At 72.5% G+C, this 26,401-nt stretch carries 23 protein-coding genes; 12 read left to right on the top strand and 11 right to left on the bottom strand.

What is annotated here, in order from left to right:
- Nucleotides 1-279: 279 nt before the first annotated feature.
- The 4 genes from AC4BEG_RS04760 to AC4BEG_RS04775 all read right to left on the bottom strand — a co-directional run bounded on the left by AC4BEG_RS04760 (nucleotide 280) and on the right by AC4BEG_RS04775 (nucleotide 5,896).
- Nucleotides 280-1,224, bottom strand: coding sequence for a polyprenol monophosphomannose synthase (locus AC4BEG_RS04760; RefSeq protein ID WP_490704659.1), 945 nt, complete (start codon nucleotides 1,222-1,224; stop codon nucleotides 280-282).
- Between the two features lie 2 nt (nucleotides 1,225-1,226).
- On the bottom strand, nucleotides 1,227-2,945 hold the full coding sequence (gene lnt / locus AC4BEG_RS04765) for an apolipoprotein N-acyltransferase (protein WP_490704660.1): 1,719 nt from the start codon (nucleotides 2,943-2,945) through the stop codon (nucleotides 1,227-1,229).
- A 760-nt stretch (nucleotides 2,946-3,705) separates the two neighbouring features.
- Nucleotides 3,706-5,349, bottom strand: coding sequence for an amidohydrolase (locus tag AC4BEG_RS04770; RefSeq protein ID WP_490704661.1), 1,644 nt, complete (start codon nucleotides 5,347-5,349; stop codon nucleotides 3,706-3,708).
- Nucleotides 5,350-5,455: 106 nt separating this feature from the next.
- Nucleotides 5,456-5,896 (bottom strand): Lrp/AsnC family transcriptional regulator, encoded by a 441-nt coding sequence (locus AC4BEG_RS04775; protein WP_020866923.1) that lies wholly within the window; start codon nucleotides 5,894-5,896, stop codon nucleotides 5,456-5,458.
- 228 nt (nucleotides 5,897-6,124) lie between these two features.
- Between AC4BEG_RS04775 and AC4BEG_RS04780 the strand changes: the two genes are divergently transcribed.
- Nucleotides 6,125-6,505: a hypothetical protein gene (locus AC4BEG_RS04780; RefSeq protein WP_490704662.1), complete on the top strand. Its 381-nt coding sequence runs from the start codon at nucleotides 6,125-6,127 to the stop codon at nucleotides 6,503-6,505.
- Nucleotides 6,506-6,595: 90 nt separating this feature from the next.
- On the opposite strand, the gene AC4BEG_RS04785 is transcribed toward AC4BEG_RS04780, so the two are convergent.
- Nucleotides 6,596-7,768 carry an acyl-CoA dehydrogenase family protein gene (locus tag AC4BEG_RS04785; protein ID WP_490704663.1) on the bottom strand — a complete coding sequence of 391 codons (1,173 nt, stop codon included), beginning with the start codon at nucleotides 7,766-7,768 and terminating at the stop codon, nucleotides 6,596-6,598.
- A gap of 416 nt (nucleotides 7,769-8,184) precedes the next feature.
- Between AC4BEG_RS04785 and AC4BEG_RS04790 the strand changes: the two genes are divergently transcribed.
- The 4 genes from AC4BEG_RS04790 (at nucleotide 8,185) to AC4BEG_RS04805 (ending at nucleotide 12,860) form a co-directional block, all read left to right on the top strand.
- Nucleotides 8,185-9,501 carry a glycoside hydrolase family 18 protein gene (locus AC4BEG_RS04790; protein WP_490704664.1) on the top strand — a complete coding sequence of 439 codons (1,317 nt, stop codon included), beginning with the start codon at nucleotides 8,185-8,187 and terminating at the stop codon, nucleotides 9,499-9,501.
- A gap of 181 nt (nucleotides 9,502-9,682) precedes the next feature.
- Nucleotides 9,683-9,916, top strand: a complete 234-nt coding sequence (locus AC4BEG_RS04795) for a hypothetical protein (protein ID WP_490704665.1) — start codon at nucleotides 9,683-9,685, stop codon at nucleotides 9,914-9,916.
- A complete protein-coding gene (locus tag AC4BEG_RS04800; protein WP_490704666.1) occupies nucleotides 9,913-12,390 on the top strand; it encodes a heavy metal translocating P-type ATPase in 2,478 nt (825 codons plus the stop codon). The genes AC4BEG_RS04795 and AC4BEG_RS04800 overlap by 4 nt, the downstream gene beginning before the upstream one ends.
- A complete protein-coding gene (locus tag AC4BEG_RS04805) occupies nucleotides 12,390-12,860 on the top strand; it encodes a copper chaperone PCu(A)C (RefSeq protein ID WP_490704667.1) in 471 nt (156 codons plus the stop codon). The genes AC4BEG_RS04800 and AC4BEG_RS04805 overlap by 1 nt, the downstream gene beginning before the upstream one ends.
- 267 nt (nucleotides 12,861-13,127) lie before the next feature.
- On the opposite strand, the gene AC4BEG_RS04810 is transcribed toward AC4BEG_RS04805, so the two are convergent.
- Nucleotides 13,128-13,736 carry a sigma-70 family RNA polymerase sigma factor gene (locus AC4BEG_RS04810; protein ID WP_490704668.1) on the bottom strand — a complete coding sequence of 203 codons (609 nt, stop codon included), beginning with the start codon at nucleotides 13,734-13,736 and terminating at the stop codon, nucleotides 13,128-13,130.
- 46 nt (nucleotides 13,737-13,782) lie between these two features.
- Here AC4BEG_RS04810 and AC4BEG_RS04815 point away from each other — a divergent pair, with 46 nt between their 5' ends.
- Complete coding sequence (locus tag AC4BEG_RS04815) at nucleotides 13,783-13,989, top strand: zf-HC2 domain-containing protein (protein WP_490704669.1); 207 nt, start codon at nucleotides 13,783-13,785, stop codon at nucleotides 13,987-13,989.
- Nucleotides 13,990-14,181: 192 nt separating this feature from the next.
- On the opposite strand, the gene AC4BEG_RS04820 is transcribed toward AC4BEG_RS04815, so the two are convergent.
- Nucleotides 14,182-14,904 (bottom strand): hypothetical protein, encoded by a 723-nt coding sequence (locus AC4BEG_RS04820; RefSeq protein WP_490704670.1) that lies wholly within the window; start codon nucleotides 14,902-14,904, stop codon nucleotides 14,182-14,184.
- A gap of 199 nt (nucleotides 14,905-15,103) precedes the next feature.
- Here AC4BEG_RS04820 and AC4BEG_RS04825 point away from each other — a divergent pair, with 199 nt between their 5' ends.
- The 3 genes from AC4BEG_RS04825 to exaC all read left to right on the top strand — a co-directional run bounded on the left by AC4BEG_RS04825 (nucleotide 15,104) and on the right by exaC (nucleotide 18,268).
- Complete coding sequence (locus tag AC4BEG_RS04825; RefSeq protein ID WP_303331592.1) at nucleotides 15,104-15,232, top strand: hypothetical protein; 129 nt, start codon at nucleotides 15,104-15,106, stop codon at nucleotides 15,230-15,232.
- A gap of 46 nt (nucleotides 15,233-15,278) precedes the next feature.
- On the top strand, nucleotides 15,279-16,544 hold the full coding sequence (locus AC4BEG_RS04830) for a GAF domain-containing protein (RefSeq protein ID WP_490704671.1): 1,266 nt from the start codon (nucleotides 15,279-15,281) through the stop codon (nucleotides 16,542-16,544).
- Nucleotides 16,545-16,744: 200 nt separating this feature from the next.
- The gene (gene exaC, locus AC4BEG_RS04835) at nucleotides 16,745-18,268 is read left to right on the top strand and encodes an acetaldehyde dehydrogenase ExaC (RefSeq protein WP_490704672.1); all 1,524 of its coding nucleotides are present in this window, start codon (nucleotides 16,745-16,747) and stop codon (nucleotides 18,266-18,268) included.
- 140 nt (nucleotides 18,269-18,408) lie between these two features.
- On the opposite strand, the gene AC4BEG_RS04840 is transcribed toward exaC, so the two are convergent.
- On the bottom strand, nucleotides 18,409-18,693 hold the full coding sequence (locus AC4BEG_RS04840) for a hypothetical protein (protein ID WP_490704673.1): 285 nt from the start codon (nucleotides 18,691-18,693) through the stop codon (nucleotides 18,409-18,411).
- Here AC4BEG_RS04840 and AC4BEG_RS04845 point away from each other — a divergent pair.
- Both AC4BEG_RS04845 and AC4BEG_RS04850 read left to right on the top strand, forming a co-directional pair.
- Nucleotides 18,688-19,149 carry a helix-turn-helix transcriptional regulator gene (locus AC4BEG_RS04845; RefSeq protein WP_490704674.1) on the top strand — a complete coding sequence of 154 codons (462 nt, stop codon included), beginning with the start codon at nucleotides 18,688-18,690 and terminating at the stop codon, nucleotides 19,147-19,149. The genes AC4BEG_RS04840 and AC4BEG_RS04845 overlap by 6 nt on opposite strands.
- A 122-nt stretch (nucleotides 19,150-19,271) precedes the next feature.
- Nucleotides 19,272-19,631, top strand: a complete 360-nt coding sequence (locus AC4BEG_RS04850; protein ID WP_490704675.1) for a DUF779 domain-containing protein — start codon at nucleotides 19,272-19,274, stop codon at nucleotides 19,629-19,631.
- A 41-nt stretch (nucleotides 19,632-19,672) separates the two neighbouring features.
- On the opposite strand, the gene AC4BEG_RS04855 is transcribed toward AC4BEG_RS04850, so the two are convergent.
- Entirely contained in the window at nucleotides 19,673-21,946 is a 2,274-nt protein-coding gene (locus tag AC4BEG_RS04855) for a putative bifunctional diguanylate cyclase/phosphodiesterase (protein WP_490704676.1), read from the bottom strand.
- Between the two features lie 747 nt (nucleotides 21,947-22,693).
- Nucleotides 22,694-22,957, bottom strand: a complete 264-nt coding sequence (locus tag AC4BEG_RS04860) for a UBP-type zinc finger domain-containing protein (RefSeq protein ID WP_490704677.1) — start codon at nucleotides 22,955-22,957, stop codon at nucleotides 22,694-22,696.
- Between the two features lie 205 nt (nucleotides 22,958-23,162).
- Between AC4BEG_RS04860 and AC4BEG_RS04865 the strand changes: the two genes are divergently transcribed.
- Nucleotides 23,163-24,821 carry a PucR family transcriptional regulator gene (locus tag AC4BEG_RS04865; RefSeq protein WP_490704678.1) on the top strand — a complete coding sequence of 553 codons (1,659 nt, stop codon included), beginning with the start codon at nucleotides 23,163-23,165 and terminating at the stop codon, nucleotides 24,819-24,821.
- Between the two features lie 97 nt (nucleotides 24,822-24,918).
- Here AC4BEG_RS04865 and AC4BEG_RS04870 read toward each other — a convergent pair whose 3' ends face one another.
- Nucleotides 24,919-26,331 carry a C39 family peptidase gene (locus tag AC4BEG_RS04870; protein ID WP_490704679.1) on the bottom strand — a complete coding sequence of 471 codons (1,413 nt, stop codon included), beginning with the start codon at nucleotides 26,329-26,331 and terminating at the stop codon, nucleotides 24,919-24,921.
- Nucleotides 26,332-26,401 lie beyond the last annotated feature (70 nt).

The following is a 26,401-nucleotide window of genomic DNA, read 5'->3' on the forward strand; positions in this document are numbered from 1 at the left end:
GTGGCGATGTGCGGCTCCGCCGCGTGGGCGCAGCCGACCACGACGCGGCCGCAGACGAACGACGGCACCTCGCGGCACTTCCCGCAGAGCGCGTAGGCCCTGTCCTGCCGATCTTCGCGGGCCCGCGACGCCTGGCACCGCACCTCGCCGCGTTGTCGGGATCCTCCGAGTACGCCCAGTACGAGGACGACCCTCCTGCGATCCTCCCCCAACTACCGCTGGGAGGTGCCCCCTCACCAGACGCCGCGGGCCGAGCCACGAAGATCGACAGGACAGGACCTAGGCGTTCTTGCGGCCCAGCAGCTTGTTGACCCGGGTGGTCACGCCCCAAGTCATCACCCGCCACGCCGCCTCGGTGACGATGTCCTTGCTCATCTTGCTCTCGCCGCGCTCGCGTTCGATGAAGGTGACCGGGACCTCGATGACATGGAAACCCGCCTTGACCGCTCGCCAGGCCAGGTCGATCTGGAAGCAGTAGCCCTGGGAGGCGACCTCCTCCATGCCGAGGCCCTCCAGGGTCTCCTTGCGGAAGGCGCGGAAACCGGCGGTCATGTCGCGGATGGGTACGTCGAGCAGCAGACGGGAGTAGGTGCTGCCGCCGCGGGAGATGAACTCGCGCGACTTGGGCCAGTTGACGATCCGCCCGCCCGGCACCCAGCGCGAGCCGATGACCAGGTCGGCGCCCTTGAGCGCGGTGAGCAGCCGGGGCAGTTCCTCGGGCTGGTGGGAGCCGTCGGCGTCCATCTCCACCAGGACGCCGTAGCCGTGCTCGATGCCCCAGCGGAACCCGGCCAGATAGGCGGCGCCCAGGCCCTCCTTGCCCTTGCGGTGCAGCACCCGCACATGGTCGTCCTCGGCCGCGAGTTCATCGGCGACCTTGCCGGTGCCGTCCGGGCTGTTGTCGTCGGCGACGAGGATGTGCGCGTCGGGCACGGACTCACGGACCCGGGCGACGATGGGCTTGATGTTCTCCGCCTCGTTGTAGGTCGGGATGATCACCAAGGTGCTGCCGAGCGGGCCGTACTTCCGGCGGCCGCCGTCGTCCTGGGGGGTGCGGCGCGGCTCCACGGCCACGTCCCCGGTACCCGGCCGCTCCTCGGCCTCGGTGACCTGTTCCTCCGCCCCGGTACGCGGCTCATCGGCCTCGGTACGCGGTTCATCCGCCTCGGTGCGCGGCTCGTCGGCCTTGTTTCGCGGCTCGTCGGCCTCGCGTGCGTCGCTCACGGCTACTGCCCCTTCTCGTCCGTACGTCCCCGACGGCCAATCATGATCGCGGCCGCGCAGGACAGAAGGCCCACCATAGCGAGCACCCACTCCGGGGTCGCACCGACGCGGTCGGCGAGGGTCTTGCCGTCACGCAACGGGATGCGCGCGGTGAGCACATCTTGCGTGAATTCTTTCGTCCGCTGCTCGATCGTGCCATCCGGGGAGACCACGGCACTGATCCCGCTCGTGGCCGCCGTGATCACCGGACGGCCGTGCTCGATGGCCCGCAGCCGGGACATGACCAGCTGCTGATCGGGCTGTCCGCTGCGGCCGTAGGTGGCGTTGTTGGTCTGTACGACGATCGCGCGGGCCCCCGCGTTGACCGTGTCGCGGACGATCTCGTCATACGCCACCTCGAAGCAGATCACATCGCCGAGCCGGGCCGGGCCGACCTGGAGCACACCGGTGTGGTCACCGGGGTAGAAGTCGCGGGGCACCCGCTGGAGCCGGGTGATGACCTTGCTGAGCTGCTGGCGGAAGGGCACGTACTCACCGAAGGGCACCGGGTGCTGCTTGGTGTACGAGGCGCCGGGGCCCTTCTTCGGGTCCCAGACGATGCCCTGGTTCTCCACATAGCCCTCCTTGGTGGGGTGGTCCACCAGGGCGCCGACCAGCACCGGGACATCGATCGCCTTCACGGCCTTGTCGATCTGAGCGTATGCCTCCCTGTACTGGAAAGGATCGAGGTCGGAGGCGTTTTCCGGCCAGATCACCAGGTCCGGCTTCTGCATCCGGCCGGCCTTGACGTCCTTGGCCAGTGCGAGGGTGGCCTCGACATGGTTGTTGAGGATCTTCATCGGGCGGCCCAGGAAGTCCATTCCGGGCTGCTGCACATTGCCCTGGACGACCGCGATGTCGACCGACTTCGCGGCGGCGGTCGGGATGGGCACCGCGGCCCCGGCCGCGGTCACCGCCCCGGCGACCACCAGGGAGGCAGCGGCGGGCAGCACGGCACGCGGGGAGAAGGCACCGCGCAGCCGCCACAGGGCGAGCGCCGCGGCGGCCAGCAGCCCACCGGCCAGCGCCACCCCGAAGGTGACCAGCGGGGCGCCGCCCAGCGCGGCGAGCGGGGTGAAGGGCGAGCCGGTGTTGGCGAAGGCCAGCCGCCCCCAGGGGAAGCCCCCGAACGGCGTCCGGTCGCGGGCCCACTCCTCGGCGACCCACAGACAGGACGTCCACAGCGGCCACAGGGCCGGCACCGGAAGCCGGGAGACCAGGGCGAGCCCGGCGCCCAGCAGCGCCATGAAGGCCGCCTCGATGACCGACAGCCCCACCGCCGCGTCCCAGCCGACCACGCTGAGCCACTTCAGCAGCAGCACGAAGAACGGCAGCCCGAAGGCGAAGCCCGTCCAGGCGCCCTGGCGGGCCGTGCGGCCATGGGTGAGCAGCGCCAGGGCGGCCACCGCCAGCAGGGACAGCGGCCACACGCCGAACGGCGGGAAGGCGAAGCCGAGCGCAAGGCCGCTCACGGCCGCGAGCAGGCTGCGGACCGCCTCACGGCGGGCCAGCCGCCCCAGACGGCGGAACCGGCCCGGCCGGTCCCCGGCGGCGGGCACGGGCACTCCGGCCTCGCCGTCGCCGGGGGGCGGCGCGGCGGCGGGACTGGGCGTCTCGCCCGGTCGGTCTGCGGCCGGGCCGGACGAGGCGGCTTCGGCGGTGGTGTCGGAACCCGAGGGCACGGTGCGGCCTTCCTGCAATGCGTGCTGTGGTGAGGTGACCGTATAACGCGGGCGCGCGGAAGTGGTCCCGAGGTACGAAATGTGCTCCTGGGGTACGGAACGCTTAGGTCCTATCCTGTCGATCTTCGTGGCTCAGCCCGCGGCGTCTGGTGAGGGGGCACCTCCCAGCGGTAGCTGGGGGAGGATCGCAGGAGGGTCGTCCTCGTACTGGGCGTACTCGGAAGATCCCGACAACGCGGCGAGGCGCGGTGCCAGGCGTCGCGGGCCCGCGAAGATCGGCAGGCCAGGGCCTAGGCCACGGCCGGGGTTCCCGGGGCTCGGCGGCGCCGCCCCCGCGGCCGGGGGCGGTCCGCCGTGTGCGCGTGCGGATGGGGGCCCGACGCCCTTCGGGCCGACCTGGGACCCGCTGGCTGCGGGTCGACCGAGAGCCGTTGTCTACTGAGCGTCCGGGCCCCTCCCGGGTCGCACCTGCCGACCCGGCGATCCCTCCCTCGCCCCCGTGCGCTGGACCTGGCTCCCAGTGGTGGCGCACCGGTGCGGTGCGTCTCCCTCTGGCCCAGCGGCGTTCGACGACTGCGTGAAGATTCCCCGGTCGGGCGTCCAGTGGTGGACTCGGCCGAACCTACCGGCCACCGACCGCACCCTGTCAACAGCCGCATGACCTGCGCCGTTTCCTCAAATGACCAGGTCAGTACGGACGGTGTTCAGATGCCGCGACAGGCCGGGGGGACATCGTTCGGCGGTACGGGGCGCCCGTGCGTCACTCGTCCGGCCGGAGGTGCACGGCGCGTCCGCCGACCACCGTGCGCACACACACGGGCAGTTGACCGCCCGGGGTGAGGTCGGGGAGGCCGGGCGTGCCCGAGCGCGGATCGGTCGACCAATCGGCGACACGCGTGTCGGGAACCTGCACGACCAACTCACCGGCGCGCCAGACCGCGTAGTCCGCGGGCGCGCCGGGCACCAGAACGCCCGCGTCGTCGCGGCCGATCGCGCGCCAGCCGCCGCGCGTATGGGCGGTGAAGGCGGCGCGGACCGACACGCGGTGCTCGGGGGTGCGGTGGAAGGCGGCGGCGCGCACGGTGCCCCACGGATCGAGCGGGGTGACCGGACTGTCGGAACCGAGCGCGAGGGGCACTCCGGCACGCAGCATGGCCGCGAAGGGGTTGAGGGTCCGGGCCCGTTCAGCACCCAGGCGCTGGGCGTACATACCGTCCTCGCCGCCCCAGGCGGCGTCGAAGGCGGGCTGCACGGAGGCGGTGAGGCCGAGTTCGGCGAAGGCCGCGATGGTCTCGGGGGTCATCATCTCGGCGTGTTCCACGCGGTGGCGGGCGGCGCGCACCCTGGCCAGTCCGACCCGCTCGGCGGCGGCCCGTACGCCCTCGACGACGTCGGTGACGGCGGCGTCGCCGATGGCGTGGAATCCGGCCTGCATCCCGGCCTCGGTGCAGGCGGCGACATGGGCGGCGACGGCCGCCCGGTCCAGATAGGCGGTGCCGGTGTGCGATGTGTCGGTGTAGGTCTGGTGGAGACACGCGGTGTGGGAGCCGAGCGAGCCGTCCACGAAGAGGTCACCGGCGGCGCCGAGGGCGCCCAGGGCACGTACCTTCTCCAGGTCGGCGGCGCGCTCCGCGGCCTCGGCCCAGTAGCCGAACACCCGCGGCCCCGGCTCCTCGGCGGCCAGCTTCAGCAGTCCGGTGAAGTCGGCCTCGCCGGAGATCTCGGGGCCCGCGCACTCGTGGAGGGAGCCGATGCCCAGGGAGGCGGCGCGGGCGAGGGCGGCGCGCTGGGCGTCGGCGCGCTGCCGCGCGGTCACGCTCGCCTGGGCGGTGGCGCGTACGGCGTGGTGGGCGGCGCTGGTCAGCGGCGCGTCGGGGTGGTAGCCCGCCAGACCGGACACGCCCGGCACCAGATCGAGCAGGGCGGTGGTGACGACCGCGGAGTGCACATCGACGCGGGTCAGATAGACGGGGCGGCCGCCGCCGGCCTCGTCGAGCTCGGCCCGGGTCGGCGGGCGGCCCTCGGGCCAGCCGCTGGCGTCCCAGCCGTGGCCGAGAAGCACCCGGTCCTCAGGGCGGGCGGCGGCGTGGGCACGGACCCGCGCCAGGGCGTCGGCGAGCGAACGGGCGCCCGCGAGGTCCAGTCCGGTGAGGGCGAGCCCGGTGGCGGTGGTGTGCACATGCGCATCGGTGAACGCGGGCGTCACCAGCGCCCCGTCCAGCTGGATCACCTCGTCGACCCCATCGGCGAAGCTGTCGGCGGCGCCCTCGGAGCCCACCCAGGCGATGGCGCCCCGCTCGACGACCATCGCGGTCGCGAACGGATCGGCGGGGCTGTGGACCTCGCCGCCGCGCAGCAGCACGGTGCGGCCCTCGGCGGTCCGGTCAGGGGTGGGCTCGTTCACGGCGGGCTGCCTCGTGGGGTCGGTTCTCGAAGTGGGATCGGTTCTCGAATAACGCGCGTCGGGCGCGTCCTGTCGGGTCGGGCGCGCGGCGCGCGCCCGGGGCGGGTCAGACGCGCGGCGGGCGCGCTTCGTAGGGGGTGGAGAGGACCACGGTGGTGCGGGTGGAGACGCCGGCCAGCGAGCGGATCCGGCTGAGCAAGTGCTCCAGCTCCAACGGCGTGGCGACCCGCACCTTGAGGATGTAGTTCTCGTCCCCCGCGACACTGTGGCACGCCTCGATCTCGGGCACCTCGGCCAGCCGCTCGGAGATGTCGTCCGGTGCGCTGGGGTCGAAGGGTTTGACCGAGATGAAGGCGGTCAGCGGCAAGCCCACGGCCTCCGGGTCCACCACGGCGGCATAGCCGCGGATCACTCCACGCTGCTCGAGGCGGCGGACCCGCTGATGCACGGCCGAGGTGGACAGGCCGGTGGCCTTGCCCAGGTCCGTGTAGCTCATCCGGCCGTCCTTGACGAGCAGCTCCACGATTTGTCTGTCCAACTCCTCCACAGTCGATCACCTTATGTGGTCGCGGGCGTTCCGGCACAGCGGGTGCACCGGCCCGGAGCAAGGGACCGGACGGCCCTTGCCCCCCGCGGCCGAGCAGAGCGTGTGACGAACGCCACATCCTGTCGGGGGCGTCCGCGGAAGTGCGGAGATTACCTCCCGGGCGGTGCGGGAAATGCTTGCTGTGGTCGAGGCCGGAGCGCCTGGCCAGCCCACCCGAGGGGGAAACTCATGCCCTACGTTGAGCGCCTCGCCGAAGGCGACATCGAATCCCACGAGACCGAGACCTACGAGATGTTCCGGGTCGTCTGCCCGGACTGCGCGCGGCCCATCGCCCTGCTCGCGGACGAAGACGTCCTCCCGGAGCACGCGCTGTGCCCGTCCCCGTGGGACCCGTTCGGGCTCACGGTGTGCGCCGGTACGGGGCGCGGGGTGGCCGACGCCTCCCCCGCCGACGCGTCGCTCGACGCCCAGGAGCAGGACGCGGCGCTGCTGCTGACGCTGCCGGAGGGCCTGGACTGGCGTATGCAGCCGTTCTCGCACATCGGCGGCCCCGGGTCGCGCCCGGTCAGCATGCCGTTCCTGCGGCGGGGCGTGGCGCCCCGCGTATAGCGGGCCGGGCACACTGCCCGCGCAGCACCTCGCGCCCATCGGCCGGCGGCGGGGGCCCGGCGTCGCCGCGCCCCCGGACCCGCGACCCGCTCAGCGGCTCTCCGGGCCCGCCAGGGCACGGGCGATGACGACCCGCTGGATCTGGTTGGTGCCTTCCACGATCTGAAGGACCTTGGCCTCGCGCATGTAGCGCTCCACGGGGAAGTCCGCCGTGTAGCCGTATCCGCCGAGCAGTTGGACCGCGTCGGTGGTGACGCGCATCGCGGTGTCGGTACAGAACAGCTTGGCCATGGCCGCCTGCTTGGAGAACGGACGGCCCGCGTCCCGCAGCCGCGCGGCGGTCAGATAGAGCGCGCGTCCGGCCTCGATCTGGGTCGCCATGTCGGCCAGCATGAAGCGCAGCCCCTGGAAGTCGGCTATCGGCCGGTCGAACTGGCGGCGCTGCGCGGTGTACGCGAGCGCCTCGTCCAGGGCGGCCTGGGCGACGCCGGTCGCACAGGCCGCGATACCCAGCCGTCCCGCGTCGAGGGCGGACAGGGCGATGGCGAAGCCCTGGCCCTCGTCACCGATACGGCGTGCGTCGGGGATCCGTACGCCGTCGAAGTGGATCTGCGCGGTGGGCGAACCGTTCATGCCCATCTTGCGCTCGGGCGCGGCGGCACTGAGCCCGGGGGCGTCACCGGGGACGAGGAAGGCGCTGATCCCGCGGGTGCGCTCGGGGCCGGTGCGGGCGAGCACCGTGTAGAAGTCGGCGATGCCTCCGTGGGTGGTCCACGCCTTGGTGCCCTCCAGCGTCCAGGTGTCGCCGTCGCGGGTGGCGCGGGTGGTGAGGGCGGCGGCGTCGGAGCCGGAGGAGGGCTCGGACAGGCAGTACGCGCCGAGCAGTCCGCCGCCCAGCATCGCGGGCAGATGCTCGGCCAGCTGCTGCTTGCTGCCGAACGCGGCGAGGGCGTGGCAGGCGAGGGTGTGCACGCTGACGCCGAGACCGACGGTGAGCCGGGCCGCGGCCAGCTCCTCGAGCACCTGGAGGTAGACCTCGTACGGCTGGTCGCCGCCACCGAACTCCTCGGGGTGGACCAGCCCCAGCAGCCCGGACTCGGACAGCAGGGTGAACAGCTCGCGGGGGAAGCGGCCGGCCGCTTCCTCCTCGGCGGCATGGGGCCTGATCTCGCGGTCGATCAGCTCACGTACGAGCGCGATCAGATCGCGGGCCTCCTCGGTGGGCAGTTCGCGTTCCACCGGCTGCGGGCCGTGGTCGGTCATGGCGGCGCTCTCCTCTCCCTGTCGGGCGCGGCGGCGGCGGGCGGCCAGGGGTGGGGCGGCGCCGCCGTTGTCACCGCTGGCCGGTCGGTTCCCGTCGGGTCTCGAACGGGTGATGACCTGCACCGCGGCGGTTGGAGTATGCCCGATCGGCAGCGGTCCGTCACCGGTCGATCGATCTTCAGCCACCTTCTCGGACAGCTTCCCGGACGGGGTGCGGGACGGCATGCCGGGCGAGGTGCCGGGCTGGGCGCGGGGACAGGGCCGTCGGCGGCACCGAAAGAGCATTGGCCCAGACCATTGACCCCACTGGTCTAGTCCTTCTACCGTTTCAGCACCGCGCCCTGCGCGTGCATGTCAAGATTTTTGCAGGTCGTCGGGCACTCCACTCTCCCCTCACCCCCCACCGAGGAGATTCCATGCTCAGACCACGCGGACTGCTCGCCGCTCTCGCGGCGCTCTGTACGGCGGTGTTGGCCGCCACCCTGCTCGCGGGTTCGGCCGTGGCCGACGCGGGCTCCACCACCAAGCGTGACACGGCCGGAACCTCCGCCGCCCAGGCCGCCGGAAACAAGGCCGCGGGAAAGGCCGCCGGAAACAAAGTCGCGGGAAAGGCCGCCGGGAAAGCCGCCGGAAACAAGGTCGTCGGCTACTTCACCGAATGGGGCATATACCAGCGCAACTACCACGTGAAGAACATCGAGACCTCGGGCTCGGCCGCCAAGCTGACCCACATCAACTACGCCTTCGGCAACGTCACGGGCGGCAAATGCGCCATCGGCGATTCCTACGCCGACTACGACAAGGCATACGACGCGGGGACCAGCGTCGACGGCAAGGCCGACACCTGGGACGCGGGTGCGCTGCGCGGCAACTTCAACCAGCTCCGCAAGCTCAAGAAGCTGCACCCGGACCTCAAGGTGCTGTGGTCCTTCGGCGGCTGGACCTGGTCGGCCGGGTTCGGCGAGGCCGCGAAGAACCCCGCCGCGTTCGCCCAGTCCTGCTACGACCTGGTCGAGGACCCGCGCTGGGCCGATGTCTTCGACGGCATCGACATCGACTGGGAGTACCCCAACGCCTGCGGCAACACCTGTGACACCAGCGGCAAGGACGCCTTCCCCAAGCTGATGTCCGCGCTGCGCGCCAAGTTCGGGCAGAACAACCTGGTGACCGCGGCCATCACCGCGGACGCCTCGTCCGGCGGCAAGATCGACGCCGCTGACTACGCGGGCGCCGCCCAGTACGTCGACTGGTACAACCCGATGACCTACGACTTCTTCGGCGCCTGGGCGGCTCAGGGCCCGACCGCCCCGCACTCCCCGCTCACCTCCTACAGCGGCATCCCGCAGCAGGGCTTCAACACCGACGCCGCCATCAAGAAGCTCAAGGGGCTCGGTGTCCCGGCCTCCAAGCTGCTCCTGGGCATCGGCTTCTACGGCCGCGGATGGACGGGCGTCACCCAGAGCGCCCCCGGTGGCACCGCGACCGGTCCCGCCCCCGGCACCTACGAGGCGGGCATCGAGGACTACAAGGTGCTCAAGAGCTCCTGCCCGGCCAACGGCACCGTCGCGGGTACGGCCTACGCCCACTGCGGCAACCAGTGGTGGAGCTATGACACCCCCGCCACCATCGCCGGAAAGATGACCTACAAGCAGCAGCAGGGGCTGGGCGGCACCTTCTTCTGGGAGCTCAGCGGAGACACCACCAACGGTGAGCTGATCAAATCCATCAGCTGACCGTCCGCACCACTCTTGAGGCGGGGAGCCGGACCGCGGCTCCCCGCCCGTAAGGCACACCGCGTCGTCCGCGTCGTCCGTGGGAGGGCTCCGGTTCCCCGGAACGCACAGGAGGAATGTCACCCCGCGGCGGGGGCCCGGAGGGCGGCCGGGGCGGCTCCGGCCGTGCCACGATGCGGCGATGACCCCACGTCAGCACAGTCCGTTCGTGCTCCTGACCGCCTTCGTCCTGCTGCTCGCCGCGATGTTCGGCGCGGCGTACGCCGCCGGGGCGGCGGTGGGCCCCGTCGCCCCCGGAATGCACGACGGCGGCGGTTCCGGAACCGGTCCGGGCGACGGCGGTACGGGGCACGACGGCGGTGCCGCGGACAGCGGTGACATGGGCGGGATGCACGGCATGGGGGAAGCCCGATGAGCGCCCCCGCGGCCACCGGAGCCGCCGTCGTCACCACCGAGCTGGTGGTGAGCGGGATGACCTGTGCGGCGTGTGTGCGCCGGGTCGAGAAGCGGCTCGGCCGGGTCGAGGGTGTCGAGGCGAGCGTCAACCTGGCCACGGGACGGGCCCGGGTGATCCACCCGGCCGCCGTGCGGACCGCCGAACTGGTGGCCGCCGTAGAGGGCGCGGGATTCACCGCCCATCCGGTTCCGCCCCCTGACAAGCCCACGGAGAAGCCCACGGAACGCGGCCGGGACGGGACAGCCGCGGAGACGGCCGCGGAGACGGCCGTGGAGACGGCCGCGGCTGCGGACGACGCGGCCGACCGGCACCGCGTACTGGTCACCGCACTGCTCTCGGTGCCGGTCCTGGTGCTGTCCATGGTCCCGGCCCTCCAGTTCCGCAACTGGCAGTGGCTGTGCTTCGTACTGGCCGCCCCGGTGGTGGTGTGGAGCTCCTGGCCGTTCCACACCCGTGCGCTGCGCGGACTGCGGCACGGCGCGGCCACGATGGACACGCTGGTCTCGCTGGGCGTCCTCGCCTCGTTCTCGTGGTCCACGTACGCCCTGTTCCTCGGCGGCGCCGGGGAACCGTCGATGCGGATGCCGTTCTCACTGCTGCCGAGCGCTCCGGGCGGCACACCGCATGTGTATCTGGAGGCGGCCGTCGGTGTCCCGCTGTTCGTCCTCACCGGACGGCTGCTGGAGGCGCGCGCCCGGCGCGGCACCGGCTCCGCGCTGCGCGCCCTGGCCTCGATGACCGTCAAGGACGTCGTCCTCGCGGCGGACGGGGACACCCCCGAACGCCGGGTGCCCATCGGCGAGTTGCGCGTCGGCGACCGGTTCGTGGTACGTCCCGGGGAGCGTGTGGCCACCGACGGTGTGGTGACGGCGGGCGGTTCGGCCCTCGATCTGTCGCTGGTGACGGGCGAGAGCGCACCGGTCGAGGTGGCTCCGGGGTCGCCCGTCGTGGGTGGCGCGGTCAACTCCGGCGGACTGCTCGAGGTGCGGGCCGGGGCGGTCGGGGCCGACACCCAACTGGCCCGTATCACCCGGCTGGTGGCCGAGGCCCAGTCCGGCAAGGCCCGCGCGCAGCGGCTCGCGGACGCCATCGCCGCCGTCTTCGTACCGGCCGTACTCGCGGTCGCCGTCAGCGTGCTCGGCTTCTGGCTGGGCGCGGGCGCGGCCCCCGAGGCGGCCATCACGGCGGCCGTGGCCGTCCTGGTCGTGGCCTGCCCCTGCGCGCTGGGTCTGGCAACCCCCACCGCACTGCTGGCCGCCACCGGCCGCGGCGCCCAACTGGGCATCCTGGTCAGCGGTCCGCGCGCGCTGGAGCGGCTGCGGCGGGTGGACATCGTGGTCCTCGACAAGACGGGCACGCTGACCCACGGTGTGATGGAGGTGGCCGAGGTGACGACCCGCCCGGACGGCCTCGGTCAGGAAGAGGTGATCCGTCTGGCGGGCGCCGTGGAACACGGCTCCGAACATCCGGTGGGCCGCGCGCTCGCCGCGTACGCCCGTGCCGCGCTCGCGCCGGGCGCCGGGCTGCCCGCCGTGACGGACTTCGCGGGCACGGCGGGGCGTGGCGTCGTGGGGGTGGTGGAAGGACACCGGGTGGAGGTGACCCGGGCGGATGCCATGAAGAACGTGCCCCGCCCCACGGGGCGGGCGCACGCTACGAACCCGGCGAACGCGGTCTCGGCGGAGGCTGCTTCAGCGGACACATCCTCGGCGGACAAGCCGTCCGCCGGTTCCACCCCGGCCGACGGCGGACGGCCGTTGCCGCACCCGCTCGGCGAAGCCGTCCGGACCGCCGAACGGGACGGCCGTACCGCCGTACTGGTGCGCGTGGACGGCCGGGACACGGCCGTGGTCGCGCTCGGGGACGGTCTGCGCTCCGGGGGCTACCGCGCCGTCGACCACCTCAAGCGACTCGGGGTGCGGCCCGTCCTCGCCACGGGCGACAGCGAGGCCGCCGCCCGCTCCGCCGCCGGCCAACTCGGCATCGACGAGGTGCACGCCCGGATGACGCCCGAGGGCAAGGCCGAACTGGTACGGGAGTTGCAGGCGCGCGGACACCGCGTCGCGGTTGTCGGGGACGGTGTGAACGACACCGCCGCCCTCGCCCACGCCGACCTCGGCATCGCCATGGGCAGCGGTACCGACGCGGCGATCGGCGCGGCCGATGTGACGCTGGTGCGCGAGGACATCCACGCCCTCGCCGACGCGGTACGACTGGCCCGCCGCACCCTGGGCACCGTACGGGCCAATCTCCTCTGGGCGTTCGGCTACAACCTCGTCACCTTGCCACTGGCGGCCGTCGGGCGGCTCGGTCCGATGGTGGCGGCCGCCGCGATGTCCGTGAGTTCGGTCGTGGTGGTCGGCAACAGCCTGCGGTTGCGCGGCTGGGAGCCGTCCGGTGCACGCGGCTCGCTGGAGAGGTCCGGCCGGTGATGACTTCTCTGCTGCGCGCCGCGCTGGCGCCCGTCGTGGCGTGTGTGCTCACCCTCGCCGGGCTCGTCGCCTGGACCGCGGCCGGTGCCGCGGGCTCCCCCGCCGAGGTCGAGGTCACCCGCGCCCGTGTGCTGCTGCCCTCGAACCCCGATGCCACCGCCGCCTTCTTCGACCTCCGCAATACCGGCGGCGCGGCGGACGAGCTCCTGCGGGTCACCACGCCGTCGGCCGACCGCGCCATGCTCAGCCGCCGGGTCGTACGGCGTGGCGCGGGCTCGATGCGGATGGTGTCCTCGGCGCGTATCGCCGCGCATAGCACGCTGCGGATGTCGGCGGAGGAGCTGGATGTGATGCTCCGGCCCGCGCCGAGGCGGCTGCGGGCCGGTGACCGGGTGCCGTTGGTCCTGCACTTCCGCGAGAGCGGGCGGGTGCGGGTGGAGGCGGTTGTCGTCCGGCCGGGCAACCCGTGATCACTCTTGCCGGTGCGGCACCCGCGCGGTCCGCACCGGCCTCTCCCCCTTGTCGGCACCGGCATTCATGCTGACACCGGCATTGCCGAGACCGGCATTGCCGAGACCTGCGCGGCGCCCGCCCCGGGCACCGGACCGCCCGCCGCGCGGACGATGCCGCCGTCTCCCGCACAACGCGCCGTCAGCACCGCGCGCCACCGGGCGCCAGGCGCTGCTGCCCCAGCCCCGGCCGGTCACGCGAGCCACGCGTGACCGGCCGGGCATGTCCTACCCGGTGCCCGCCAATACGGGTTCGGGCAGGGGCGACGGGACCGCGTCGGGCTGGTCCGGCGCCGTCAGTTGCCCGATCAGGGCCTCGCGGGCACGGGCCACGCGGGAGCGGACCGTGCCCACCGGGCAGCCCGCGACGACGGCCGCCTCGGCGTACGGCAGGCCCAGCATCTGAGTGAGCACAAACGCCTCGCGGCGCTCGTACGGCAGCAGCGCCAGCAGTTGCGTCAACGCCACACCCTCGTCGAAGCCGACGACCGGCAGCCCCCGGCTCTGGGTGCGTTCGGCCGCCGCCTGCCAGTCGTCGGTGTCCGACAGCCGCGGGCGGGCCGCGTTGCGGCGCAGCCGGTCGACGACCGCGCGGCGGGCGATCGACAGCAGCCAGGTGCGCGCGGAGGACCTCGCCTCGAACCGCGGCAGACCGCGCAGCGCGCGTAGATACGTCTCCTGGACGAGGTCGTCGGCCGACTGCGGGTCGCTCAGCCGTGACACATAGCGCCACACATCGCGCTGGGTGGCACGGATGAAGCGGTCGACGGCATCGGGGTCGCCACCACGCGCGGCGAGCGCCCAGTCCGTCACGGTCTCGTCATCACGCTCCGGCACGGCCACCTCCGGTCATGCGGCGGACACCATCGGGGACGATGAGGGTGTGAGCTGCGCAGCGTTCCGTATCGCCCTTTCCGCTCGTATCGACGGCGAGGAGCTCCCGCCGGAGGTGTCCGAGGGGGCGCTCGACGCCCATCTGCGGGTGTGTCCGGAGTGTCGTAACTGGGGTCAACAGGCCCGGGAACTGCGGAAGTTGGCGGCCCACCTCGATGACGAGCGGCTCCATGACACGCGCCTCGACGGGACGTGAGCGCCCCGGGGCCGGTGGCACGGCCTGATCCGGTGGCACAGGTGGAGTGGCCGGGGCCGGGTGCCGTCGTGGCACGGCCGGACGGCTGCGGACAGGGGTCATCGCCTGCGGTCCTTCCTGGAGTCCGGACACCTCCGCTGGGCGGTCGGTCCGGTGACATGGTTCGGTGCGCGTGCCGTCGTGGGACGCCCGTCAGCGGGCGGGGACGGCGGACCGCACCGGCGGACCACGGGTGGCGATGACATGGACGAGCAGCAGTCGGCGCAGCCGCTGTGCGGTGCCCTCGCGCGCGGCGCGCGGGCGCGCTGGGCCTGGTGGCGGCGAGGTGCCGAGGGGCAGGGCCAGCAGCGGGGCGAAGAGCCGGGTGGCCAGGGTGCGGACCAGCCGGAAGAGCCGGAACGCGGCCTGTTCGCCACCCGAGAGCCACATACCGCACACCAGAGCGACGAGGACGTGGGCGGACCACATGCCGAGCGCGCCGTGGCCCATGGCGCCGTGCGGGGCCACACCGTCCATGGGCATGGTGTCCATGGCGTCATGGGCGTGGGTATGGAGCATGTGCGCCGCGCGGTGGTCATGTCCGGCCCCGGACACCCACGACGGAGACATCGACGACCCGGACACCGATGCCCGGGACACCGCGTCGGCCGCCCCCACCGTCAGCTCCTGCGCGAGATTGAAACCCAGGTGCAGCGCCGACTGCACCCCCACCGTCGCGGCCGTGACCAGCAGCGGGCCGCGCTCCTTCCCCGCCACCGCCCACGCTGCGGCGCCCGTGGCCAGAGTGGCCACCGCGATGGCCCACCACGGGACCCCGGTACCGGACATCACCGCGTGGCCGAGCGCGGCGAGCAGCACACAGACCGCCGCGAACACCGTTGCCCGCAACGCCCGTAGCCCGTACCCCGCTTCCATGACGCCCTCATCGTCGCATTCGCGGCATCCGCGCCCACGCCGGGGGCGCGCTGACGCACCGCACCACCGTATGAACGCGGAGAGGCGCGACGCCGTACCTGAACGCGACTTGTTCTGACTATTGCGGGGCATCCGCCTCACAAGGAAATCTGAACGCGGGCGGCCCCCACCGCCCCGTGTGTGAACCAAAGGATCGATCATGAGCTCCGAGCAGTGCCCGAACTGCGGCGGCCACCTCGCGGTCAACCAGGACGGGTGGAAGATCTGTCACTCCTGCGGCTATGCCTCACCGCCCGGCGTCGCCCCCGCCCCATCCCTCCCCACCTGAACCGTCCACCCCGACCCACCCGTCCGTACTGCTGAGTGAGGCCCCCGTGGTCAACCCCTGGCTGGCGATGGCACCCGGTACGAACCCGGCGGAGCGCACCCGCGCCGTGCGCCGCGCCCATGAGGAGTTCCTGACGGAGGGAGCCGTGGATCCGGCCGTCCGTGCGGTGGTGGCGGATTCGTGGCGGCGCTCGGCCGACGCCCGGGTGGCCCAGGAGTGCGTGGCGCCGATCGAGCTGACGGACGACGCGCTGGAGGCGTACCGGGCCGACCATCCGCTGGCGCGGGTGATGCCGCTGTTCCGGGAGCTGCTGGGCACGATCGCCTACGACGGCGCCCATCTGATGGCGGTCTGCGACGAGCAGGGGCGGCTGCTGTGGGTGGAGGGACACACGGGCGTACGGGACCGGGCCGAGCGGATGAACTTCGTGGCCGGGGCGCGCTGGGACGAGCGCCACGCGGGCACCAACGCGCCCGGCACGGCGCTCAGCATCGACCACGCGGTGCAGATCTTCGCCACCGAGCACTTCAACCGCACCGTGCAGCCATGGACCTGTGCCGCGGCCCCGGTCCACGATCCGCACACCGGGCGGCTGCTGGGCACGGTGGACATCACCGGCGGGGACCATCTGGCCGCACCGCACAGCCTGGCCCTGGTGCAGGCGACCGCCCGCGCCGCCGAGGCACAACTCGCCGCCACCGCGCCGCGTCCGCGCGGACCGCGGATCAGCCTGTCGGCGCTGGGCCGGGACGAGGCGCTGCTGGTGACCGACGGTCGACGGCTGCGGCTGGGGCGGCGGCACAGCGAGATCATGGTGCTGCTGGCGGGCCACCCCGAGGGGCTGAGCGGCGACCGGCTGGCGCTGGAGCTGTACGGGCAGCGGGCCGACCGGCAGTCCCCGGTGACGCTGCGCGCGGAGCTGTCCCGGCTGCGCCGGCTGGTGGGGCCGTTGCTGGGGTCACGTCCGTACCGGCTGTGCGCGCCCGTGCGCAGCGATGTGGCGGTGGCGGCCGACGCGCTGGCGGCGGGCGATACGAGGGCGGCGCTCGGGGCCTATCCGGGGCCGCTGCTGCCGCTGTCGGACGCTCCGGGGGTGTGCCGGATGCGGCAGGTGCTGGAGGACGGGCTGCGGCGTGCCGTACTGTCCCACGGCGATCCGGAACTGCTGCGGCGGTGGGCGCAGACGCCGTGGGGCGAGGACGACCTGGAGGTGGCGGAGGCGCTGGTGGCGGCGGTGCCGGAGGGTGCCGCGGGCCGGGCGGTTCCGGCGGCGCGGGTGCGGCGGCTGCGCGAGGTGTACGGACTGGCGTGAGCCGGCGGCCCGGCTCGCATCCCCTACCGCAACCGCTGGCTTGAATCGGCCGTCGGGGCGCAACGTCCGCGCAACGTCCCGGTGCCTAGCGTCGTTCCGTCTTCGACGAGGAGTGCCGCCGCCGCGAGGAGCGCCGCCGAGGGGCTGAGGTTCCCGGGGTGAGCGGCCGAGAAGAGGAACCACCACGGGAGGGCCGCCCCATGACGCGATACGCAACCCCGGGCTCCGAGGGTTCGGTCGTCACCTACCAGTCACGCTATGACCACTGGATCGGCGGGGAGTACGTACCGCCCGCCCAGGGGCAGTACTTCGAGAACCCGAGTCCGGTGAACGGGAAGACGTTCACCGAGATCGCCCGGGGAACGGCCGAGGACGTGGAACGCGCCCTGGACGCCGCGCACGCCGCCGCCCCCGCCTGGGGCCGTACCGCGCCCGGGGACCGGTCCGCCGTCCTGCTGAAGATCGCCGACCGGATGGAACAGCACCTCGAGGAGCTGGCGGTCGCCGAGAGCTGGGAGAACGGAAAGCCGGTGCGCGAGACGCTGGCCGCCGATATCCCGCTGGCCATCGACCACTTCCGCTACTTCGCGGGGGCGATCCGGGCCCAGGAGGGCAGTCTCTCCGAGATCGACGACGACACGGTGGCGTACCACTTCCACGAACCGCTGGGAGTGGTCGCGCAGATCATCCCCTGGAACTTCCCGATCCTGATGGCCGCCTGGAAGCTGGCCCCGGCGCTGGCCGCGGGCAACGCGGTGGTCCTCAAGCCCGCCGAGCAGACGCCCGCCTCGATCCATGTGTGGATGAGCCTGATCGCCGATCTTCTGCCGCCGGGTGTGGTCAACATCGTCAACGGCTTCGGCGTGGAGGCCGGGAAGCCGCTGGCGTCCAGCCCTCGGGTGGCGAAGGTGGCCTTCACCGGTGAGACCACCACCGGCCGCCTGATCATGCAGTACGCGAGCGAGAACCTGAAGCCGGTCACGCTGGAACTGGGCGGCAAGAGCCCGAACATCTTCTTCGACGACGTCTGGGCGGCCGACGACGACTTCCGGGACAAGGCGCTGGAGGGGTTCACCATGTTCGCCCTCAACCAGGGCGAGGTGTGCACCTGTCCGTCGCGGGCGCTGGTCCAGAGCGGCCACTACCAGGACTTCATGGACGCGGCCGTGGCCCGCACCGAGAAGATCGTGCAGGGGCACCCCCTCGACACCGAGACCATGATCGGCGCCCAGGCGTCCAACGACCAGCTGGAGAAGATCCTTTCGTACCTGGACATCGGCAAGCAGGAGGACGCCCGCATCCTCACCGGCGGCACCCGCGCGGAGCTCGGCGGTGAGCTGGAGGACGGCTACTACGTCCGGCCCACGATCTTCGAAGGCGCCAACCACATGCGGGTCTTCCAGGAGGAGATCTTCGGCCCGGTGGTGGCGGTCGCCACGTTCGCCGACTTCAACGACGCCATCGAGATCGCCAACGACACGCTCTACGGCCTGGGCGCGGGCGTCTGGACCCGCGACGGCTCCACGGCCTACCGCGCGGGACGCGCCATCCAGGCGGGCCGCGTCTGGACGAACTGCTACCACGCCTACCCGGCCCACGCCGCCTTCGGCGGCTACAAGCAGTCCGGAATCGGCCGCGAGACCCACAAGATGATGCTGGATCACTACCAGCAGACCAAGAACCTCTTGGTGTCGTACTCGCCCAAGAAGCTGGGCTTCTTCTAGAGGCGCGGAGAGGTGCACGGAAGGGCGCCTGACTCGGGCTCTTGCCCGTCAGGCGCCGTTTCGCCCCGACGCATTCCAGCGGAAGGCGTGTCAGCTTGGCACACTATTTTTTGAGCCGATAGCCGTGGCGGCCGGACGGGTCACCGACGGGGCAGCTGGTAGCGGAAACGAAGTTCGAAGACACCCTCGAGGCCGCCGGTAGCCGGGTCGAAGCGCTTGAGGTCGGCGATCTCGACACCGCTGCCGCGGATGCCCGCGAACTCTCCCGTGCCGCCGAGGATCGTCCCGCGGCCGTCCTTGCGCGGGCCCGCGGTGGTGTTCGCCTTCAGCTTCCCCACCCAGGGCTTCTTGCTGGCGAAGGCGGGCTTGAAGACCTTGGTGGCGACCGCGCGCGTCTGGGCCTGGAGCAGCACCCCGCGGTGCACCGCGAACACCCCGTCCAGGGGCAGCTGCTGCGCGCCCGGCTGCTCTACGCCCGCGCGGTGGCCGACGGGGACGCCAAGCTCCTGGGGCAGGCGGCCAGGACACTGGCCGAGACCGGGGCCCATCTGTACGCGGCCGAGGGCTACGCCGAACTCGCGCGGCTGCACCGCCGGGCGGGGCGCGACCGGGCCGCGACCGCGGCGACGGCGCAGGCCCGTACGCTGCTCAAGCGCTGCGACGACATAGTGACCCCGCCGCTGGACTTCCTCGGGGAGAGCGTGCCGCTGTCGGCGCGCGAGCGTACGGTGGCGCGGCTGGCCGCGCAGGGGCTGACGGACAAGGAGATCGCAGGCCAACTGGTGATCTCACCACGGACCGTAAGCAACACCCTGTACCGGATCTACCAGAAGATCGGTGCCACCGACCGACGACATCTGCGGCAGTTGCTGTCCTCATGATGTGCGGCGCTCGGCGGTGCGCACCGCGCGCCCGGGTACGCGCCCGTGCAACCATCTCGCAACGTGAAAGCGGGTTGGCTGGCTCGGTACCGTGGGATCACGGCCAGGAGAGGAGTCGCAGGATGTCCGAGGTGTCGCGGATCGCGCTGACCCCGGCCGCCGCCGATCTGATCCGCCGGCTGAGCGCGGCCCACGGGCCGCTGATGTTCCACCAGTCGGGCGGCTGCTGCGACGGCAGTGCGCCGATGTGCTATCCGCTGGGTGAGTTCCGTACCGGCGGGTCCGATGTGCTGCTCGGGGAGCTTGCGGTGGACGGGGTCGAGCGGCCGGTGGGCTTCTGGATGTCGGCGTCGCAGTTCGAGCGGTGGCGGCACACCCATTTGACGGTGGATGTGGTGCCGGGGCGGGGCAGCGGTTTCTCGCTGGAGGCGCCGGAGGGCGTGCGCTTCCTGATCCGCTCACGGCTGCTGGACGCCGGATAGCGCACCCTGGGCGAGTGAGCCGAAGGGGCGCGGACGGTGTCTCAGCTGGCGTCGGCCAGCGCCAGGGTGTGCAGCCGCTCCGGCGGGCCGGGGCGGGCGTAGTACCAGCCCTGCGCGGTGTCGCAGCCGAGCATCCGCAGATGGTCGGCCTGCACCGCGGTCTCCACGCCCTCCACGGTCACCGCGAGATCGAGGGTGTGGGCGAGCGAGACGATGCCCTCGACGATCTTGACGTCGACGGGGTCGGCCGGGGCGCGCTGCATTCCGCGGGTGAAGGAGCGGTCCAGTTTGAGCTGGCTGACCGGCAGCCGCCGCAGGTAGGAGAGGTTGGAGTAGCCGGTGCCGAAGTCGTCCAGGGCGATGTCCACGCCCAGGTCGGCGAGTTGGCGCAGCGGCCGCAGGGCGTCCTCGTCGGCGCCGATGAGGTCGTTCTCGGTGACCTCCAGGCACAGGGTGCTGGGGCAGAGCCCGGCGTTCTCCAGCACCGCCACGGTGTCGGAGACCAGGGTGGCGTGGCTGAGCTGGCAGGGCGAGAGGTTGACGTTGACGCGCAGCGGCTCGCTGTTGTCCTCGGCGCCGTCCCGCCACTTCCGGGCCTGCCGGGCGGCCTGCTCCAGCACCCAGCGGCCGAGCGGCACGATCAGTCCGGTGTCCTCGGCCAGCGGGATGAACTGGTCGGGGCCGAGGACCCCGTGCACCGGGTGCAGCCAGCGGACGAGCGCCTCGGCGCCGCGTACGGTGCCGTCGGCGAGCCGCACCAGGGGCTGGTACTCGATGAAGAACTCGCCCTTCTCCAGGGCGGCGGGCAGCCGGTTGGTGAGGCTGTGCCGGGCGATCACCCGGGCGTTGGAGTCGGCGTCGGCGAGTTCGTAGCGGTTGCCGCCCGCGGCCTTGGCCCGGTACATGGTGATGTCGGCGCTGCGCAGCACCTCGGCCCGGCCGATCTCACCGGCCCGTCCGTCGACGACGCCGATGCTCACCCGCACCTGGAGTTCGCGGCCCTCGACGCGGACGGGCTCGGCGAGTGCGGCGAGCATCCGGCGGGCCAGTTCGGTGCCGTCGGCCTGCGCCGAGGGGCCGGTGACCAGCGCCATGAACTCGTCGCCGCCGACGCGGGCGATGACTTCGTCGGGAGTGGTGAGACAGGCGCGCAGCCGCTCGGCGACGGCCAGGAGCATCCGGTCCCCGGCGGAGTGGCCGAGGCTGTCGTTGACGGCCTTGAAGCCGTCGAGGTCCAGATAGCAGACACCGAACCGCTCGGCGTCCGCGCCGGCGGCGAGCACCTGGTCGAGTCGTTCCAGGAACTGGGCGCGGTTGGGCAGTCCGGTCAGCTCGTCGTGGGTGGCCTCGTAGCGCAGCCGCTCCTGGAGTTCGCGGTGCTCGGTGATGTCCTCGGCCAGGGTGAGCTGGTACTGCGGGGCGCCGGTGGAGTCGCGGAGCAGGGTGACCGTCAGATTGGTCCACAGCACGCTGCCGTCGTGGCGGTGGTGCGGCTTCTCGATGCGGAAGTGGTCGCGCTCGCCGTTCACCAGCTGGCGGTAGAGCTCCTGGGAGCCCGGCGGGGTGTCCTGGGGGTGGACGAACTCGCTGACGTTGCGGCCGGGCCGGAAGAGGTCGCGGCCGCCGAACATGGCGGCCATGGGGTCGTTGACGACGAGGATCTCGCCGTCGAGCGCGGCGATGCCGACGCCGATGACGGCGCCCTCGAACACCGCGCGGAACTTGGCCTCGCTGGCGTGCAACGCCTTCTCGGCCTCGGTGCGGGCGGCCAGCGCGGCCCGGGAGATGGCCCGCTGGGCGTCGCGCTCGCGGGCGCGCAGCTCGCGGACGAACCCGGCGGCCAGCGCGTGCTGCAACCGGGCGCAGCGGGCGCGCGCTTCATTCTGGTCGAGTCGGCCCCGCCCATCGGGCGCGCCGCTCGCCGGGTCCGGCGGGCAGTGGTCCACCAGGTGGGTGTCGACGGTGCCCAGGACGGCGGGCAGTGCCTCGGGTTCGGTGCACTCGGCGTCCACCAGGGCGGCCCCGACCTCGTAGGCCGCCGTGGTGTCGAAGGGATGGGTGTGCAGCGCGGTAGCCAACTCACGGGCCAGCGGCAGCAGATGGCCCTCGAACTCCTCGAGGGTCATGGTCGTGGCCGCGACCGGGTGGACGGCGCGGCTCCACAGGGCCGCGAACTGTTTCAGCCCGGGGTCCTCCGCGCGGGCGGTGTCGCGGGCGGCGTCGCCGACGGTGTCTTCGGTACGGTCCTCGACGGTGTCGTTGGCGGTCTGTCCAGCACCGCCGTCACGTCTCGGCCCGCCCGGTTCCGACGTCATTTCGCATGCTCCGCGGAATGACCCTCCTGGACCGTTCCGTCCTTGCCCGCGGCGTACGTTCCCTCCGGCCGCCAGTCCACGTCCTGCACTTCCTTCGCCCTCTTCCGGCTTCCGGGGCCGCCCTCGGGTCGTCCGCGTCCTCGGGGAAGTGGAGCACGACGATGAGCGGCAGGGCAACCCGCTGCTGAGGCGAGATTACTGATCAACCGTTCGATAGGGAAAGGAAAAACGGAAATCGACAGTCCACATCCAGCCCGGGGAGAAGGGAGAAGCCGGGAGAAGCCGGGCACCTGTCAGCGGCACCTGCCACCGTCCGGATCGCGCCATCATGCACCCCCCGGAACGGGTCCCGCCGCAGGACGGCGCGGGAATGGGGCGGTTCCGCGGGGGGCGGCGCCGGGCCGCTCACGGGGCGTACACCCGGGGTCCGCGTCCACGGCGCCCGAGAGGGCCCGCGGGCGCGATCCGGCGGGGTTCGGCCGCCCGGAACAAGGACGGTGATGCTGAGCACACTGTCCGCCAATCCGCCCCGCCTCAGGGGGAAGTGTGCTCATCGTCCCCCATCTGGGGGAGCGCGCAGGGGCGTTGGGCGACTCCCATCGGCGCACTGTCTCACAGCGGCGCGCCGTCTCGCGCCCCGGTGCCACCTCACGCCCCTCGGCGCCCCGACGTCACCGCGCGGACCGACGTCACCACACGGACCGACGTCACCGCGCGGTCTGACGTCACCGCGCGGTCACCCCCGGCTCAGACCGGCGCCTCGTGCACATAGCACCACCGCCAGTCCTCCCCCGGCTCCAAAGGCGCCACAACCGGATGCCTCTGATCGGCGGCGTGGACACGCGCGTGCTTCAGCGGCGAGGAGTCGCAGCAGCCCACATGCCCGCAGGTCAGACAGAGCCGCAGCTGGACCCAGAGGGACCCCATACGCAGACACTCCTCGCACCCCTCGAGGGTGCGCGGGGTGACCTCCCGCACCATCGCCAGATGCGGATCCGCTTCGATGGCCATCGCCTCGCCCTTCGCCGCCCGCCGGAACCGCGGCCGTCGCCACCGGTAGAACCACTGGTGACACCACAGTGACCAGAGTGACAAGACAGCGGCCGATGGTCCTGCTCCTGGCGGGTCGAGAGTGCACCGCGGGAGTCACCCTGCGGATACAGAGGAATCACCGCCGCATGGGGTGGTTCATCAGGAAATGGGTACTCCGCCCGCTATGGCACCTTCAGGCGTCATACACGATCTGCTGTCGCGCTGTCTGACGATGTTCGACAGCCGGGATGAGGCCGAGATACTGCGCCGGGCGATGGCGCAGGTCAGCGCGGTCGGGCCGGGCCGTGCCGAAGCGGGCTATCTGCTGCTCGGCGATGCCCTGGTCCGCTGTCCGCACGACGGGCCGCGGGCCACCGCGGCCCTCGACGCCCAGGTGCGGGAGCTGGCGGGACGGGACGGACCGGTGCGGTTCCCCCGGCGCGACTGGGGCTGGGCGTTCGGACTGCGTGAGCCGGGCGGGCTGCGCGGCGCGCTGGTGGTCAGCTCACGCGACCGGCCCGGTGACGACGAACGGTTTCTGCTCGCGGTGCTGGTGCGGCAGACGGCCGCGGCGCTGTCCATCGCCGCCGCGCACCGCCGGGAGCGGGCCCATGCCGCGGAGGCGCGCCGGGCCCGGGACGAACGGGAGGCGATCCGGCGGCGACTCCACTCCTCCCTGTCCGACCTGGGGCATCTGCGTACGTTCCATGACGCCCTGGCCCGCGCGGTCGCCCGGGGCGACGGTGAGGAGGGCATCGTCCGGGCGCTGCACCGGGTCACCGGTCTGCCCGCGGCGATCGAGGACCGGTTCGGCAATCTGCGGGCCTGGGCGGGCCCGGGGCGCCCGGATCCGTATCCCAAGCCCGATCCGGTCCACCGCGAGGAGCTGCTGCGCGACGCCGCCCGGCGGCCGCGACCGGTGCGGACCAGGGACCGGCTGGTGGCGGTGGCCGCCCCGCGCGGTGAGGTGCTGGGTGTCTTGTCGCTGGTCGACCCCGGGGGCCGGGCGGGCGAGCGGACGGTACGGGCCCTGGACCACGCCGCGGCCTCGCTCGCCCTGGAGCTGGCGCACCTGCGCGAACTGGCCGAGGTGGAGCTGCGGCTGCGGCATGAACTGGTCGACGATCTGCTCACGGGCGCCGATGTCCACGGCGCCCATGCCCGTGCCGAGGCAGTGGGCCACGATCTGCACGGTCCGCACCACGTGATCGCGGTGCGCTGGTCCGGCCGGACAGCGGACGACGCGCTCCTCGAAGCGGTCGGCCGGGCGGCCGCGGGCCTGGGTCTGCCGGTGCTGTCCACCCGGCGCGACGGTACGGCGGTGCTGGTGGCCCGGGGCGCGCCGGGCGAGCGATCGCTGTACCGGGCGCTGAGCCGGGAGGTCGGCAGCGAGGCCGGGGTGATCGGTGTGGGCGGGCGCTGCGAGGGCCCGCACGAGGTGCCGCGCTCCTACCAGGAGGCGCTGCGGGCACTGGAGGTGCGCAGCCGTTCGCACCCCGCGCACGGGATGACGTTCTTCGACGACCTGGGGTTGTACCGGATCCTGCCGCCCGGCGGTGACCACCGGGAGGTGGACCGCTTCGTCCGGGAGTGGCTGGGTCCGCTGCTGGACTACGACGCCCGGCACCACGGCGCCCTGGTGGAGACCCTGTCCCGGTACTTCGACTGCGGGGGCCACTACAGCGAGGCCGCGGCGGTGCTGGTCATCCACCGCTCCACCCTGCGCTACCGGCTGCGGCGCATCCGCGAGATCACCGGGATGGATCTCGCGGATGCGGAGAGCAGGCTCAACCTCCAGGTGGCCACCCGGATATGGAAGATCACCCGAACCGGTCCCGAGTGAGGGAAACCCGGTCCCGAGTGAGGAAACCCCGTCCCGAGTGAGGGAAACCGGTCCCGAGTGAGGGGCACGCCGCGGCCCGCCGGGAGGGAAGGGGCGCTCAGCGGATGCCGAGCTCCTCCAGCACCTTGCGCTGGGCGGCGGTGGGCTTGGCGGGGAAGTAGAGGTAGCACACTCCGCCCGAACCACCCTTGACCTGGCCGTTCGCGTCATAGCGCTTGGTCCGCAACCAGATGTTCTCCCACTGCCGACGCTTGTAGATGCGGCGGACGGCGTCGTTGCCGGGCGAGGCCGGGTCGTTGGCGATGACATCACCGTCGGCGGTGAAGCCGATGACGGTCATCAGATGGCCCGCGGTGCCGTATCCCGCCCCGTCCAGCTCGGTCTTGAGGAAGGACTGCGAGGTGATCAGCGGAATGCCGACGCTGATCAGCTTCTCGGCATCGGTGAGCGAGCCGAGCCGGGTGACCACACCCTGAAGGTCGCGGTAGGTGGCGGCGTAGGCGGCGTTGAAGGGCCAGTTGCCGCAGCCGTCGTACTGGTAGTCGAAGGTGGCGCGGGCGGCGTGGCAGACCTGGGGGTCGGCGTAGTCGGGGTTGACCCAGGCCAGATCGTCGGCGGTGGGCTTGCGGCCCCAGTACTCGATGATCATCTGCGAGGAGGTGGGGCTGCACCACGCCTCGCCGCCGTTGTCGTACTCGGGGTACTGGCCCTTGTGGATCTCCTGCGAATAGCGCGGGACGGTGAGTTCACTGCCTTTGCCCAGGCTGGGCTCGGAGGCGGGCACCTCGAAGCGGTCGGGTACGTCCGAGCCCATCGCGCCGACCCGCCACACGGTGGGGGTGAGCGTGGTGCCGGGCCTGCGGTGGAGGGTGAGCCGGATCCGGTAGGAGACCAGCCGCAGCCCACTCGCCGGGGCGTCGACGGAGAGGGTGTCGGTCCACACCGAGCTCTTGTTGTCGCTCTGGTCGTCCACCGAGGTGCGCCGGATGGAGGTGGTGCCGTCGTCGGAGGCCCAGCGGCCCATCACATACCAGGGTGTGCTGGTGGCGTCGGAGTAGGTGCCCTTCAGCTCGACCTGGATCCAGGTGCCGGCCGGGGTACGGGCGTTCCAGGAGACGATGGCCTCGGTCGCGGGGACCGAGAGCTTGCGCACCGGGGAGGTCCAGGTCGCGTACTCCCATGTGGCCTTGGTGCCGGTGTGCGGATCGGTGTAGTCCGTGCTGCCCGCGGGGGTGGCGATCACGATGCCGGGGCGGGTACCGCCCTGGGCGCGGACGCCCTTGGCGGTTCCGGCCTTCCAGTCGGCGCTGCTGCTCCAGCCGTAGTACTCCGCGAGCGCCGCGGCCTTGCGGCCCTTCGGCTCGCCGGCCACCGTCCCGGCCCGCGGCGCCCCGGCCGGGCGGGCCGTACCGGCGGCGGAGGCCGCGGTGGTGGAGACGGCGGCCGCGCCCGCGACACCGAGCGCGGCGGCGAGCACGGAACGGCGGGGTGTGGATCCGGATCTGCTCATACGAGGGTTCCCCCAGTCGTCGTCCAGTCGTCCAGGTCGTCCAAGTCGTGCAGTCGTCCAAGGGGGCGGC

Source organism: Streptomyces sp. JLBJ103 (assembly GCF_058215575.1).